Here is a 13681-nt window from a genome sequence, read left to right on the forward strand (position 1 = left end):
ACGGCGACACGCTCAACGAGGTGGTGCATGCCTACCGCCACGGCAGCGGCAGCGATCTCGCGGGCTGCATCTTCACCAAGGTCGACGAGGCCACGCACCCCGGCGCGCTGATCGACACCGTGATCCGCCACCGCCTGCCGGTGCACTACGTCTCGAGCGGCCAGAAGGTGCCCGAGAACCTGATGCGCGCCGACCGCGCCCAACTGGTGGACAGCGCGTTCCAGGCCAACAGCCGCAGCGCGCTGTTCGTGCCCGGCGAAGGCGACCTGCAGGACGGATCGGCAAATGCCGAGGCTTCCGCGGCCCACGCAGAGGCCGAACGCCAGCGGCTGCAGTACCGGCAGCTGATCCGCGCCATGGCGCACGACGCGCAGGAAGTGGCCGCCGCGGCGTCGGCACTCGCGGCCGCGCCGCTGGGCTTCGAGCAGGCGCGCGCGCTCTGGCGGATGGCCGCCGACGAGGACGTCGGCCACAAGGCGGTGCTGCAGGCGCTCATGGCGCATGCCGCGAGCGAGATTGCCGCAAGCTGCGACACCCACGTGCTGGCGCTCAGCGGCCAGGTCGGCCTCAAGTCCGACGAAGGCGGCGACGCCTACCAGTGCCAGGGCAGCCTGCTCCTGTCCGACCGCGGCGGACAGCCGCTCGCGGCGCCCAACCAGTGGCTTTCCACCGCCGCGACCCGCAGCGCCACCGACCCCACGCGCAAGCCCGGCGTGCGGCAGGTGCAGTGGCTGCGCCAGCAGGACTTCGGCAAGGCCGTGGTGCACATGCTGACGCGGCTGCCCGCGGCCGAGCTCATGCTGCAGTGGCAGGTGCAGCGCCAGCAATGGATGGCGCGCGCGCCGGGCTCCACGGCCGTGACCGATCCGCGCACCGGCGAATACGCCACGCTGACCGGCCTGGACTTCAATTTTGGCGAGGCGCGCGCCGTGGTCTTCAAGGGCCGGGCCGCGCTGCAATCGGTGGCCGAGGCCCGCGTCACGCTGCGCACCGACGGCGGCCTGCCCGGCCTGCGCTGCATTGCCACGCGCCTGACCGATGCGCGCAGCCACAAGGTGCTGGCGCAGAGCTATGCGCTCACCAACATCGGCCGCGACATCGGGCCGCAGCAACTCGCGCAATGGCAAAGCTGGGCCGCCGAGGCCGAGCCCTGCCTGCGCCTGCTGCGCCAGGGCCTCTCGGTGCTGGGCGGGCTTGGCGAGGCGGGCGATCCGCACATGATGAAGCGCCTGCTCATCGCCGGCCAGGTGACCACCACCGTCTGGCGCCTGCAGCAGGCTGGCGGCGACTGGGCCGGCCGCACCCGCGCGCTGCTGTCGCAGCTGACCGGCCGGCCCGCGCGGCCCGGCCGCCCCGTGTCGGGCAACGTGCTGTATGCCGGCGTGGGCAAGCTGTTCTTCCTGCTGGAGGCGCTGGACACGTGAGCAAGCTGGTGTCGGATCAAGCCGATGGGCTGCGGCGGCTGCTTGCGCAGTCGTCGGCGCGCATCATCGCGATCGCAAGCATGGGCAACCGCCCCGGCGCCACCACGGCGGCCATGAACCTGGGCGCCGCGCTGGCCCACATGGGCAAGGACGTGCTGCTGCTCGACGAGCACGGGCCAGGGCCGGATACGGCGTGCGCCGCATGGGCCGCCGACCCGCTTGGAACGCTGGCCGACGTCGCCTCGCAGCGGCTGACCTGCGAGGGCGCCGCCGCGCGCACCGAGTGCGGCGTGCACGTGCTGCCGGCACCGCTCGGCGGCCAACCCGACCACACCGACCCGCGCCTGATGTGGGACGGCAGCATGATCCTGGTCGACGCGGCGCTCGACGCCGTCGGCAACCTGTCGCCGCTCGCGCGGCTGGCGGACGAGCTGGTGGTGGTGCTGCAGCCCCACCCGGCCTCCATCACCGCCACCTATTCGGGCATCAAGCGGCTGCACTACGCGCACGCGCTCAGGCAGCTTCGACTGCTGGTCAATGGCGTGGCCGACCCCGAGGCCGCGCGCCAGACCATGGCCAACCTGGTCGACACCGGCAGCCGCTACCTGGCGGTTTCCATACAGCCGGCCGGCTGGGTCCGCGCCGACCCGCACATGGCCGATGCCAGGCGCCTCGCCCGCACCGTGGTCGAGGCCTTCCCGGCCAGCCCGGCGGCGGTCGATTTCCGCGTCATTGCCGCCGCTGTTGCGCAGTGGCCCTGGCGTCCGGCCGTGCGGCCGCAGGACACCCGGACCGCGCTCTGGCGGCCCGAGGCGCTGGCATCGGAGCCCGTGGCGGCACAAGAGCAAGAGACGGAAGACGAAAGGGACGGCCGTGTACACCGCGCAGGGAACCTTTGAGAAGTCCCACCTGCTGAAGCAGCACCAGCCGATGGTGCGCCGCATGGCGCTCCAGATGCTGGCCAAGCTGCCCGCCAGCGTGGAGCTCGACGACCTGATCCAGGCCGGCATGATCGGCCTGCTCGACGCCTCCACGCGCTACCAGGACAACCGCGGCGCGCAGTTCGAGACCTTCGCCAGCCAGCGCATCCGCGGCGCCATGCTCGACGAACTGCGCGCGAGCGACTGGGGCTCGCGCGGCCTGCGCCAGTCGGCGCGCAAGGTCGAACAGGCCATCCAGGCACTGGAGCACCGGCTCGGCCGCTCCGCCAGCGAAGGAGAGATCGCCCGGGAACTGAAGATGGAGCTGGACGACTACCAGTCGCTGCTGCAGGACATCCAGGGCTGCCAACTGCTCTACGTGGAAGACTTTGCACAGGATGGTGAGGCCGAAAACCCTTGGCTCGAACGGCAGGCGCACAACGACGCCCGGCTCGGCGACGACGATCCGCTCGCGCAGCTGCTCGAAGCGGGTTTCCGCCATGAGCTCGTCGACGCGATTGCCGCGCTGCCCGAACGCGACCAGCTGCTGCTGAACCTGTACTACGAGGAAGAGCTGAACCTGCGCGAGATCGGCGCGATCCTGGAAGTGACCCAGTCGCGCGTGTGCCAGCTGCACAGCCAGGCGATCAGCAGGTTGCGGGCGAAGTTGAAGGATTCGCTTTAGGGGTCGGACCGGGCGCGGAGCGCTCCGAAACGGATTCTCGCCGGCGTGAGAGGTCGCACTGCCCGACCGTATCAGTAGGCGTACGGCGAGACCTGCACAAACGGGTCGGCCTGGACTCTAAAACCATATGGCGCTGGGACGGTGTTGTCGAAGCGGCCAGTAAACAGGTTCGCAGCCGCGAACTCAATGAATCTCCCGCGCTTGTCATTGATGACCCTGGCGCCGGGACAGCCCAACAGGCTTAGATGAATAACCGGTTGAAGCTGCGTTGAACAATAAACACTGACGGCAACGTCGCCGCTCATCGGCCGCACCGTTAGCTCAAGGCGTAGTTCTTGACGATGAACAACATAGTGAAACGAGACCCCGTACTCTTCTTCATCTGGAGCTACTCCGAGAAGTTCAAGGAATTCGACTGGCTCCCACACAAGTTCTGACATGACAAATCCGGCAGGCTATGGGGCGTTCTGCGGTGTAGCGACTATCCATTCTGCCGTCACAGCGCCATCGCCGTACATCAACAGGTCGACCACATTGTCGAGACTCACAAACCGAAAGTGACGCGGCATGCTTCGCGCTAGCCCAATGGTCTGGAAGTCTGTGAATGACGCCAACCACTGCGAGTTCTTGACCTCCAAGAGCGGGAATGCGTAGCCGTCCCATCTTCCCTCAAGCCGGGGAATCTCGGCTGTCGGCGTCGCCTCCCATGGGTGGGCGAACTCGGTGTGGGACATGCAAGCCATGACGCTATCAAAGCGGACCAGGAGATCCCGCGCTGAAGCGCCGCGAATGTTCGAAAAACTGAGTCGGACCGTGTGACCACCGGGTTCCGTGCACAGCACGATGTAAGCGCATGGAGCAACCACATCCCTGACCGGCGCGAAGCGAATGTAGGTTTCTTGCATTGGGGATACGTAGATCGCTTTGTTGGTCATTGGACAGTGCTTGGCCCGCGGATCGAGGATTTAGCCGCTTCGATCACGGGGCCCCATTCGCGTCAAAACGCTGCAGAAGGTCGACCACCGACGGTTCGACCGAAGGCGCTTTGACAGCACACGCAGATATCGCCATGGCCCGATGATATTCACAAGGCGATGGGCCGGAAGGTCCGACTCTGGCGACTGCAGCCATTGGGGCCAAAAGCGTGATTTTGTGGGCGCCCTCAGAGCGCGAGAATGTTGACAGCACTACAGGAGAACTTTTCTTGACGACCATCGCCATCACCCCCGCAATCGACGTCAGCAACGGCCAGGGCTTTGTCCTGTTTGGCGGCGTGAACGTACTCGAGTCGAAGGACATGGCCCTGCGTACTGCGGCGGAATACGTCCGAGTCACGCGGAAGCTTGGCATCCCATATGTTTTCAAGGCAAGTTTCGACAAGGCGAATCGCTCGTCTATCCATTCCTTCCGAGGGCCCGGATTGGAAGAGGGCTTGAAAATCTTCGAGGCCGTCAAGGCGGAGTTCGGCGTGCCTCTTCTCACCGACGTTCACGAACCGTGGCAGGCAGATCCTGTTGCCGAAGTCGTGGACGTTTTACAGCTACCTGCGTTTCTCGCTCGCCAGACCGACTTGGTGGTCGCGCTTGCCAAGACCGGCAAAGTCATCAACGTCAAGAAACCTCAGTTCCTGAGCCCGCCGCAGGTGCTCAACATCGTGGAGAAAATCAGGGAGGCAGGAAGCTCCCCCGTCATCCTGTGCGACCGTGGCACTTGTTTCGGCTACGACAATCTTGTGGTGGACATGCTTGGATTCGGTGCGATGAAGAAGGTCACCGGGAATCTGCCGGTCATCTTCGACGTTACCCATGCCCTCCAGCAACGTGACGCGAACGCCGCCGTCTCTGGCGGGAGACGGGAGCAAGTGGCTGAACTGGCGCGCGCGGGCCTGGCCGTAGGTTTGGCGGGCCTCTTTCTTGAAGCTCATCCTGACCCAGCGCAGGCTAAATGCGACGGTCCCAGCGCTCTGCCGCTGGACCAGCTGGAGCTTTTTCTGGCGCAGTTGAAGGCATTGGACGACTTGGTGAAATCGTTCACGCCCCTGCATATCCGCGCCTGAGCGATGCATCGCAATCCGATGGATCCGCATTGGAAAGCTAACCATCAACGGGCAAGTTCGAACCGTGAGCAGGTTCAAGACACCGCCTGCCATCAAATGCCACGCCAGCTCCTCAACAGTCCAACGGGCTGAGGCCCCGGCATTGCGCAGAAGCCTTGACGTTGATTGGTAACAACGTGGTGACCGGTATCGTCGCTCCTGCCTCGCGGTAGGGAATGAACTTGGCACCAACGAGCGCTCGCGCTGCTGCGCTATCGAGCACGGCGCTGCCGCTGCTGGTGACCAGCGATGTTTTGCGCACAGTGCCGCGCTCGTCCACGTGCACCCGCAGCACAGCGGTTCCGTTAGGCATCGGGTCATTCGTGTTTTGCCGGGGCATTCTGAGTTGCAGTGGCTCGGCCAAGCGAAGCTGGCTCGGCGACACGGTCTTGTCTGGCCACGCGTCGGTCGCGCTGGAAGAGGCGCAACCTTCTATGCCGATCGCGCAACATAAAAGCGCAGCAACCGCAAGAATTCTCATATGCATGTTTCTGTGTTCGTTATCTGAGTGTTGGCACTTGGCTGAACGCGGCTCGTTAGCTGACGGCTACCCGCTCTGAGAATCGCGTGCGATGCGGACCGGTTTGCACGCCTCACACCGCCAGACGATCACCCCATCCATATACGTGGCGCTCATCTACATTCAAACGGCACCTGACGTTGGCGGCCGCTTGATGGCAGGTCTATGCGCCAGCCCCGCCTCCACCAAGCTGCTCGGCAAGCCCGACGATGATGCCCTCTGGCCCGCGAATGTAGGCCAGCCGGTAGCTGTCTCCATACYGCATTTCGCCGATGATCTCGGCCCCATGGGCGCGCATGCGCGCGACGACGCTGTCGATGTCATCGACCGCGAACATGATGCGGCGGATGCCCAGCGTGTTCACCGGTTGATTCACAGGACCGAACCTGATCGCATTGGGCGTGTGGAACTTGTCCAGCTCGATGCCCTGTCCATCGGGCGTCCGCAACATCGCCAGGGTGGCGCGGACATCCTTGAGCCCGATCAGTTGTCCGACCAGGGGCCCTTCCACCGTCGTTTCGCCCTCGAGCTTGAGGCCCAGTTCGATGAAGAACGCCTTGGTCGCTTCAAGGTCGTCGACAACGATAAGGACGTTGTCCATGCGTTTAAGCGTCATATCCTTCCTCTCCTGACTTTGAATGCAGGCGTTCGGAGCCGCTATGGTTCCAGCGCTTTCTTCATGTACGCCATGTAGAAGCCCTGAATGTAGTCGTCGATGCGCCCGAACTCTTCGTATCCCTGCTTGAGGTAGAACGCGCGGGCCTGCCATTCGAATGTGTTCAGCGTCGCGTTGCGGGCGCCCAGCTCGCGGGCTTTGTGTTCTGCCATGGCGAGCAGCCTGCGGCCCACGCCCTGGCGCCTCGCTGCATCGTCCACAAACAGCAACTCCACGTTCAGCCATTGCAGGAATACAAACCCGCGCAGGCCACCTACGAGCGCGCCGTCCTGGTCCTTCGCGCTGACCCAGACCGGCTGCACCTGTCCGTATTCGCCGACAAACCGGTAGTTGAACTGCCGCATGCGGCGACCCAATTCGCCCGAGTGCACTTCCTCGGCCGTGGGGGTGTAGATCTCGAAGTTGCTCATGGGTGGAAAGCCGGCTGCTGGCCGCATTCTGTCCCTTCAGCCCATCTCGACCAAAAGCCGCGGCCATCGCTCGCCGAACCGTTTTGCCGCAACCCGCTGCCGGTAGGTCGCAAGGCTTGCACGCAGGGGGTTGTGCCGGACGCGCAGCGCGAACAGGTCGTCGAGTCCATGCGGCGCGACGACGCCCAGCGATCCGTCCTCGTTCAGCCAGACACCGACGCAGGTGGCAAATTCCGGCCAGGTTGCAACGCCTTCTTCCAGCGACGCGAGAGGAGGCACCACCTGGCCGAGGGCGGCGGCGAACCAGCGGTGCACGCCGGCCTGATTCGTCACTTCCCAATTGAAGCCTGGCATGGCCGAACGAAGCTGGTTTTCAAGGCCGGCATCCTGCTCCGGACTGGCCTCCACGTCGAAGTAGACGACATCCAGGTCTTCGACGGCCGAGCGCCGCTCGAACCCGTGAAGGGTGTCCCACACCAGGGACCGGATCGCGCCGGCGCCAATGCACCAGGACCGCAGCCCGAGCGAGCGGACCGCCCGCAGTGCGGCCATCAACTCGTCCGATGCGGCCACCATGGCGGCAAGCCTCTGCACATGGTCTGCCTTGGGGCTGGAAGTCATGCCCCGATGGTAAGCCGGCCGCCCCGCGCAGCCTCAGAACCCGAGGCTCTCCAGCAGGTCGTCGACCTGCGCCTGGCCCGTGACGGCCTCCGGGTTGCCGGGCACCACCTGCGGGCCGTTCTGCAGGCTGCCGGCTTCGGCCTCGTGGCGCTTCTCGGCGTGCTTGTCGAGGTGCGAGTTGTCGATCAGCACCTGCAGCAGCTGCGTCTCGACGTCGTTGACCACTTCCATCATCTTCTTGATGACCTGGCCCGTGAGGTCCTGGAAGTCCTGCGCCATCAGGATCTCGATCAGCTGCGTGTTGATGGCGCCGGCCTTCTGCGGCACGTCCTGCAGGTAGCCGCGCGTGTCCATCACGAGCTGACGTGCATGGTCCAGCTCGACCGGGTTCGCAAACCATTCGTCCCAGCGCCGGCTCAGGCCCTTGGCGTTGCTTGCAAGGTCTTCCTGCAGCGGCTGGGCCAGGTCGATGGCGTTGAGCGCACGGTGCGCCGCCCGCTCGGTCATGGAGGCGATGTAGCCCAGGCGATCGCGCGCATCGGGAATGGCCTGCGCGGCCTTGGCGACCTGCTTGTCCAGCCCCAGTTCGCGCAGGCCTTCGCGCAATTGCCGGGTCAGGTGCCCGATGCGCCCGAGCAACTCTTCGGCCGTGTTCCCGTGCTCCGCGGGTTCGAGCGCAGCGTGTGTCATGTCAGGCCGCCTCTTTCTGGAGCTTCTCGAAGATCTTGGTGATCTTTTCCTCGAGCGTGGCCGCCGTGAAGGGCTTGACCACGTAGCCGTTGGCGCCGGCCTGCGCGGCCGCGATGATGTTCTCCTTCTTGGCCTCGGCCGTGACCATCAGCACCGGCAGCTTGGCCAGCTCGGGGTCGGCGCGGATGGTCTGCAGCATGGTGAGGCCGTCCATGTTGGGCATGTTCCAGTCCGACACCACAAAGCCGAAGTTGCCGCCGCGCAGCTTCTCGATGCCGGCCGCGCCGTCCTCGGCCTCGTCGACGTTGAGGAACTCGAGTTCCTTCAGCAGGTTGCGCACGATGCGCCGCATGGTCGGGAAGTCGTCCACGACCAAAATTTTGATGCTCTTGTCAATCACGATTCTTCAACTCCAACAGTTCGTTTTCAAACCCGGTTCGTGCGTTCGCCGAAGGTGCGCAGATGGGCCAGCACGCGGCGCCCCATCTCTGCCAGCGGCGCCACTTCATCGGCCGCGCCCAAGGCGATGGCCTCGCGCGGCATGCCGAAGACCACGCAGCTGGCCTCGTCCTGCGCAAAGGTGTAGGCACCGGCCTGCTTCATGCGCAGCAGGCCTTCGGCGCCGTCCCGGCCCATGCCCGTGAGGATCATTCCGATCGCGTTCTTGCCGGCGTGCCTGGCGGCCGAGTCGAACAGCACGTCGATCGAGGGGCGGTGGCGGTTCACCGGCGGCTCCTGGTCGAGCTGCGCCACGTAGTTGGCGCCGCTTCGCCCGAGCGACAGGTGAAAGCCGCCGGGCGCGATGTAGGCGTAGCCCGGCAGCACGCGTTCGCCATGCTCGGCTTCCTTCACGGTGATGCGGCACAGGCCGTTCAGGCGCTGCGCGAACGAGCGCGTGAAGCCGGCCGGCATGTGCTGCGCGATGAGCACCGCGGGCGCGTCGGGCGGCAGCGGCAGCAGCACCTCGCGGATGGCCTCGGTGCCGCCGGTGGAGGCGCCGATGATGATGAGCTTCTCGGTGCTCAGGAGCGGGCTGCGCAGCAGCGGCTCCTGCGGGTTTTCGCCCGCACTCTTGGCCGAGGCGCCGTGCCGGCCCGGCAGCAGCCGCGCCGCGGCGGCCGTGCGGATCTTGCCGGCGATGAGCTCGGTGTATTGCAGCAGGCCGTCGCGCACGCCGAGCCGCGGCTTGGTCACGAAATCGATCGCGCCCAGCTCCAGCGCGCGCAGCGCAATCTCCGAGCCGCGCTCGGTCAGCGACGACACCATGACCACCGGCATCGGCCGCAGGCGCATGAGCTTCTCGAGAAATTCGAGGCCGTCCATGCGTGGCATCTCGACGTCGAGCGTGAGCACGTCGGGGTTCGTCACCTTGATGAGGTCGCGCGCCTGCAGCGGATCGGCCGCGGTGCCGACCACCGTCATGTCGGCCTGGCTGTTGATGATCTCGGTCATCACGCTGCGGATCAGCGCCGAGTCGTCGACGCAAAGTACCTTGATTTTCTTCATGCGATCCAGCTTCCCTTGCCATATGCGGCGGACCATTTGCGCAGCAGTTCGCCCTCGTCGCGCTGGACCGCCTGGATGTCGACCGGCGCGCGCAGCTTGCGCACCACGGCCTTGCCGCTCTCCGGCAGCAGGCACACGCGGCGCGCATGCAGGCCGCGCAGGTCCTGCGCGGCAATGGCGATGCGCTGCTTCTCGAGGTAGCGCAGGACAAAGTCGGCATTGCGCCCGCCGATGTTGAGCATGGTCATGTTCGCCAGCACCGCGGCGCCGCCAAAGACCTTGGCCTTGAGCCGCTCGCGGCGCGCGCCCGCGCGCAGCAGCTCGGCGATCAGCACGTCCATCGCATGCGCGCCGTAGCGCATGGCGCCGGCCTGTTCGCGCGAGCCCGCCTCGGCGTCGTCGGGCAGCATGAAGTGGTTCATGCCGGCCACGCCCGCCTCCACGTCGGTGATGCAGGCCGCCACGCAGGAGCCCAGCACAGTGGTCAACAGCACACCGGCATCGGTCACGTAGTACTCCGCCGGCAGCAGCTTGACCGCGGCGCAATCGAAGTCGCGGTCGAAGTAGTGGTGCGTGGCCACCGAACCCGGCACGGCCGCGGGCAGGAAGCCCTTCTGCGCAGCAAGATTCGTGTTCGCATTCGTGTTCATGTACGCGCCTTGCCCAGTGCGTACACCGTCTGCCCGACCGTCTTGAAGCTCTGGTTGACCAGCGAGGCGTTCTCCGAATGCCCTGCGAACAGCAGCCCGTTCGGCTTGAGCAGCGGCATGAAGCGGTCGAGCAGCTTCTTCTGCGTGGGCTTGTCGAAATAGATCATCACGTTGCGGCAGAAGATCGCATCCACCGGCTCCTTCACGGGCCACGACGCATCGAGCAGGTTGAGCCGCGAGAACTTGACCATGGCGGCCACCTCGGGACGCACCCGCACCTTGCCGGCGTTCGCGCCGGTGCCCTTGTTGAAGAAGCGCCGCAGGCGCTCGGTGGACATGCGGTTGACCTGCTCCATCGTGAAGACGCCGGCCGACGCGCGGGCCAGCACCGCGGTGTCGATGTCGGTGGCAATCACGCGCGCAGCGCTCGCACGCTCGCCAAGCGCCTCCATCAGCGTGATCGCGATCGAATAAGGTTCTTCGCCGGTCGATGCGGCCGCGCACCAGACGGTGGGCGGCTGGCTGCACTTGCGCGCCAGCTCCGCAAGCACCGGAAAGTGGTGCGCCTCGCGGAAGAACGAGGTCAGGTTGGTGGTCAGCGAGTTGATGAACAGCTGCCACTCCTGGCCGTCGCGGCTGTCTTCCAGCATGGCCAGGTAGGCCGAGAATTCGGGCAGCCCGAGCTCGCGCAACCGGCGCGAGAGCCGGCTGTACACCATCTGCCGCTTGTGCTCGCCCAGCGCGATGCCGGCGCGCCGGTGGATGAGCGTGCGAATGCGCGAAAAATCGCCGTCGGTGAAAAGGAATTCGGAAGTCATGCGCGCATCTCGCTAGGCGGCTTCGGCCGGGATCACGTCCTGCGACCAGGCCAGTGCCGACAAATGCGCGGCATTCACCTGGCTCGCGCTCAGGAGCAGCGCCTCCGCCAGGCGCGCCGCCTCGCCGGTGTCCAGCTCGCAGGCCTCGGCCAGCGAGAGAAAGGGGCCGTACACGCCGCCGCGCGTGAGGATGGCCTGCTGGACCGAGTCGGACAGCTGCACCTTGTTGAGCACCTCCTGCATCGGGATGCCCAGCAGCTGGTCGATCAGCGAGAACATGCCGACCACGAACAGGTTGTCCGACTCGCCCCGCGGCAGCATGATCTCGCCCATCAGCTCGACGAAGCGGCCGCGCATGATGGCCTTCTTCATCATGAAGGGCGGGCTGCCCATGGGGTTGCTGGTGGCCAGCAGCAGCGAGAGCCAGCGGAACAGCGGCGAATAGCCGAGCATCGTCACCGCATGGTGCAGCGAATGGATCTCGACACCGGCACCCACGGCCGGCGAGTTCATGTGGCGCAGCAGCCGGTAGGTGAGCGCGGCATCGCGCTTGAGGGCGGCCTCGATCTCGCGCAGGTCCTCGTTGCGCTGGATCATCTGCAAGAGCCGCATGATCAGCACCGATTCGGGCTGCAGCGCATGGCTGCCGGTGCTCGCCGCAGGCGGCGGCGGCAGGCCGCAGCTCGCGTCGGCGAACACGTCGACGCGGCGTACGGCGCAGGCTTCGAAGTCTTTCCACGAGGCCATGCGCGTGGCGATCGGCTGGATCGGCATGTGGTCGGGCAGCTCCTTGCCGCGCGCGGCCGCCACCAGCAGGGGATCGCCGGCACCCACGTCGAAATGGCTCACCAGGCCGAGCAGTTCGGGATCTTCGGGCAAGGCCTTGGCGCGGCACAGCATGAAGCTGAACCCCTGCTCGTGCAGGAAGTGCAATATCGGCCGCAGCGCCTCGTTGGCGAGGTCGCCGAGCTCCACGCACAGCACGGTGTACTCGGGCGGCAGCGACTGCAGCGCGCCCAGCGCCAGCAATTCGGCATTCACGTCGAAGAACAGTTCGCTGCGCCCCAGCCGCCATGGCGTGTCCGGCGGGTTGAGGTGCTCGGTCACGCAGGCCACGAGCGACTTGAACTGGCTGATCGCATCCGGCGCTTCTTCGGGCCTGGCGGCCGCGCGCCAGGCGAGCCTGTAGCCTGCGACGCGCTTGTGCGCATCGAGCAGCAAGGTGTAGGCCACAAAGCCTTCTGCATTGCGCGGCATCGCCAGGCCTTGGGCCGTTTCGGCTGCGGGCGTTTCCTCGGCCGCGCTGCGCCGGAAAAAATCAAAACGCATTGCATCGTCTCCGTGGGGTTGTCTCTGTCGTATCCGTCAGGCCGCGACCGGCTCCGTGCGCGCCGCACGGGCCAGCACGGTGGCGCGCTCCACGTGCGCGCGCTGGATGCGCGGCATGGCATCGACGTCGATGATGAAAGCCACGCTGCCGTCGCCCAGGATCGTGGCGGCCGAAATGCCCGGCACCTTGCGGTAGTTGGTCTCCAGGTTCTTGACCACCACCTGGTGCTGGCCGAGCAGCTCGTCCACCAGCAGCGCGAAGCGCGTCTCGCCGGCCTGCACGATCACCAATATTCCCTGGGTCGGATCGGTCTGCGCGCCGGCCACGTCGAACACGCCGTGCAGCTCGATCAGCGGCAGGTACTCGCCGCGCACCTTGATCACATGGCCGTCGCTGGTGATCGAATGCAGGTGCTCGGTGCGCGGCTGCAGCGACTCGATCACGTAGCTCAGCGGCAGGATGTAGGCCTCGCTGCCCACCTTGACCGACATGCCGTTGAGGATGGCCAGCGTGAGCGGCAGCACGATGCGGGTGGTGGTGCCCCAGCCCTCGCGCGAGCTGATCTCCACGTGCCCGCCCATCTCCTGGATGTTGCGCTTGACCACGTCCATGCCAACGCCGCGGCCCGAGATGTCGGTGACCTGCTCGGCCGTGGAGAAGCCGGGCGCGAAGATCAGCTGCCACACCTCGTCGTCGGGCATGGTGTCGGTCACGGGCAGGCCCTGCTGCATGGCCTTGGCAAGGATCTTCTGGCGATTCAGGCCCGCGCCGTCGTCGCTGACCTCGATCACGATGTTGCCGCCATGGTGCTGCGCCGACAGCAGCAGCTGCCCTTCGGCCTCCTTGCCCTTGGCGATGCGCTGCGCGGGCGTCTCGATGCCGTGGTCCAGGCTGTTGCGCACCAGGTGCGTGAGCGGGTCGATGATGCGCTCGATCAGGCCCTTGTCGAGCTCGGTCTCCTTGCCGAAGGTGTCCAGCCGCACTTCCTTGCCGAGCTTGGCGCTGACGTCGCGGATCACGCGCGGGAAGCGGCTGAAGACGTAGTCCATCGGCATCATGCGGATCGACATCACCGATTCCTGCAGGTCGCGCGCGTTGCGCTCCAGGTGGCCGAGGCCGCTCAGGAAGCGCTCGCACTCCACCGGGTCGAGCATGGTGGCGGCCTGCGTGAGCATCGATTGCGTGATCACCAGCTCGCCCACCAGGTTGATGAGCTGGTCGACCTTTTCCACGTCGACGCGGATCGAACTCGAATCCTTGGCGCCTGCTGCGGCGGCCGAAGCGGAGGCCGCCCTGGGCGCCGCGCTGGCCGTCGGCGCGGCCGGCTGTGGTGCCG

General features: G+C 66.1%; 17 protein-coding genes. 4 read left to right on the plus strand and 13 right to left on the minus strand.

Annotated features, from left to right (window positions below; genetic code table 11):
• The 3 genes from AC1DOC_RS03275 to AC1DOC_RS03285 all read left to right on the plus strand — a co-directional run.
• Positions 1-1424 (plus strand): flagellar biosynthesis protein FlhF (locus tag AC1DOC_RS03275; protein WP_478129398.1); only part of this gene is annotated, 1424 nt, incomplete at its 5' end.
• A complete protein-coding gene (locus tag AC1DOC_RS03280) occupies positions 1421-2323 on the plus strand; it encodes a MinD/ParA family ATP-binding protein (RefSeq protein ID WP_307595770.1) in 903 nt (300 codons plus the stop codon). The genes AC1DOC_RS03275 and AC1DOC_RS03280, both read left to right, overlap by 4 nt.
• Positions 2298-3029 carry an RNA polymerase sigma factor FliA gene (locus tag AC1DOC_RS03285; RefSeq protein WP_018906394.1) on the plus strand — a complete coding sequence of 244 codons (732 nt, stop codon included), beginning with the start codon at positions 2298-2300 and terminating at the stop codon, positions 3027-3029. Before AC1DOC_RS03280 ends, AC1DOC_RS03285 begins: the two co-directional genes overlap by 26 nt.
• Positions 3030-3100: 71 nt before the next feature.
• Here the strand turns inward: AC1DOC_RS03285 and AC1DOC_RS03290 are convergent, their stop codons facing one another.
• Together AC1DOC_RS03290 and AC1DOC_RS03295 are read right to left on the minus strand one after the other, a co-directional pair.
• Positions 3101-3469, minus strand: coding sequence for a hypothetical protein (locus AC1DOC_RS03290; protein WP_038107915.1), 369 nt, complete (start codon positions 3467-3469; stop codon positions 3101-3103).
• Positions 3470-3484: 15 nt separating this feature from the next.
• On the minus strand, positions 3485-3964 hold the full coding sequence (locus tag AC1DOC_RS03295; RefSeq protein WP_018906391.1) for a hypothetical protein: 480 nt from the start codon (positions 3962-3964) through the stop codon (positions 3485-3487).
• 269 nt (positions 3965-4233) lie between these two features.
• On the opposite strand from AC1DOC_RS03295, the gene kdsA reads away from it, so the two are divergent.
• On the plus strand, positions 4234-5085 hold the full coding sequence (kdsA, locus tag AC1DOC_RS03300) for a 3-deoxy-8-phosphooctulonate synthase (RefSeq protein WP_478079541.1): 852 nt from the start codon (positions 4234-4236) through the stop codon (positions 5083-5085).
• Between the two features lie 112 nt (positions 5086-5197).
• On the opposite strand, the gene AC1DOC_RS03305 is transcribed toward kdsA, so the two are convergent.
• The 11 genes from AC1DOC_RS03305 to AC1DOC_RS03355 form a co-directional block, all read right to left on the minus strand.
• A complete protein-coding gene (locus tag AC1DOC_RS03305; RefSeq protein WP_080642546.1) occupies positions 5198-5611 on the minus strand; it encodes an energy transducer TonB in 414 nt (137 codons plus the stop codon).
• A 196-nt stretch (positions 5612-5807) separates the two neighbouring features.
• Positions 5808-6260 (minus strand): VOC family protein, encoded by a 453-nt coding sequence (locus AC1DOC_RS03310; RefSeq protein WP_478129399.1) that lies wholly within the window; start codon positions 6258-6260, stop codon positions 5808-5810.
• Between the two features lie 41 nt (positions 6261-6301).
• The gene (locus AC1DOC_RS03315; protein ID WP_015866922.1) at positions 6302-6730 is read right to left on the minus strand and encodes a GNAT family N-acetyltransferase; all 429 of its coding nucleotides are present in this window, start codon (positions 6728-6730) and stop codon (positions 6302-6304) included.
• Between the two features lie 36 nt (positions 6731-6766).
• A complete protein-coding gene (locus AC1DOC_RS03320; RefSeq protein ID WP_369664504.1) occupies positions 6767-7306 on the minus strand; it encodes a nucleotidyltransferase family protein in 540 nt (179 codons plus the stop codon).
• 78 nt (positions 7307-7384) lie between these two features.
• Positions 7385-8041: a protein phosphatase CheZ gene (gene cheZ / locus AC1DOC_RS03325; RefSeq protein ID WP_018906387.1), complete on the minus strand. Its 657-nt coding sequence runs from the start codon at positions 8039-8041 to the stop codon at positions 7385-7387.
• Between the two features lies 1 nt (position 8042).
• On the minus strand, positions 8043-8438 hold the full coding sequence (gene cheY, locus AC1DOC_RS03330) for a chemotaxis response regulator CheY (RefSeq protein WP_026284205.1): 396 nt from the start codon (positions 8436-8438) through the stop codon (positions 8043-8045).
• A gap of 29 nt (positions 8439-8467) precedes the next feature.
• Positions 8468-9547 carry a protein-glutamate methylesterase/protein-glutamine glutaminase gene (locus AC1DOC_RS03335; RefSeq protein WP_015866926.1) on the minus strand — a complete coding sequence of 360 codons (1080 nt, stop codon included), beginning with the start codon at positions 9545-9547 and terminating at the stop codon, positions 8468-8470.
• The gene (gene cheD, locus AC1DOC_RS03340; protein ID WP_478079543.1) at positions 9544-10197 is read right to left on the minus strand and encodes a chemoreceptor glutamine deamidase CheD; all 654 of its coding nucleotides are present in this window, start codon (positions 10195-10197) and stop codon (positions 9544-9546) included. The genes AC1DOC_RS03335 and cheD overlap by 4 nt, the downstream gene beginning before the upstream one ends.
• Positions 10194-11015 (minus strand): CheR family methyltransferase, encoded by an 822-nt coding sequence (locus AC1DOC_RS03345; protein ID WP_478079544.1) that lies wholly within the window; start codon positions 11013-11015, stop codon positions 10194-10196. The genes cheD and AC1DOC_RS03345 overlap by 4 nt, the downstream gene beginning before the upstream one ends.
• Positions 11016-11027: 12 nt before the next feature.
• Positions 11028-12344 (minus strand): EAL and HDOD domain-containing protein, encoded by a 1317-nt coding sequence (locus tag AC1DOC_RS03350; RefSeq protein WP_478079545.1) that lies wholly within the window; start codon positions 12342-12344, stop codon positions 11028-11030.
• A gap of 36 nt (positions 12345-12380) precedes the next feature.
• The coding region (locus tag AC1DOC_RS03355; RefSeq protein WP_478129400.1) for a chemotaxis protein CheW at positions 12381-13681 on the minus strand (1301 nt) is incomplete at its 5' end.

The organism is Variovorax sp. 01T439_2 (assembly GCF_056398445.1).

Coding starts and splice junctions, on each gene's coding strand:
- AC1DOC_RS03290 (WP_038107915.1), bottom strand. CDS start 3,469: ATGTCAGAACTTGTGTGGGAGCCAGTCGAATTCCTTGAACTTCTCGGA.
- AC1DOC_RS03295 (WP_018906391.1), bottom strand. CDS start 3,964: ATGACCAACAAAGCGATCTACGTATCCCCAATGCAAGAAACCTACATT.
- AC1DOC_RS03305 (WP_080642546.1), bottom strand. CDS start 5,611: ATGCATATGAGAATTCTTGCGGTTGCTGCGCTTTTATGTTGCGCGATC.
- AC1DOC_RS03315 (WP_015866922.1), bottom strand. CDS start 6,730: ATGAGCAACTTCGAGATCTACACCCCCACGGCCGAGGAAGTGCACTCG.
- AC1DOC_RS03320 (WP_369664504.1), bottom strand. CDS start 7,306: ATGGTGGCCGCATCGGACGAGTTGATGGCCGCACTGCGGGCGGTCCGC.
- cheZ (WP_018906387.1), bottom strand. CDS start 8,041: ATGACACACGCTGCGCTCGAACCCGCGGAGCACGGGAACACGGCCGAA.
- AC1DOC_RS03335 (WP_015866926.1), bottom strand. CDS start 9,547: ATGAAGAAAATCAAGGTACTTTGCGTCGACGACTCGGCGCTGATCCGC.
- cheD (WP_478079543.1), bottom strand. CDS start 10,197: ATGAACACGAATGCGAACACGAATCTTGCTGCGCAGAAGGGCTTCCTG.
- AC1DOC_RS03345 (WP_478079544.1), bottom strand. CDS start 11,015: ATGACTTCCGAATTCCTTTTCACCGACGGCGATTTTTCGCGCATTCGC.
- AC1DOC_RS03350 (WP_478079545.1), bottom strand. CDS start 12,344: ATGCGTTTTGATTTTTTCCGGCGCAGCGCGGCCGAGGAAACGCCCGCA.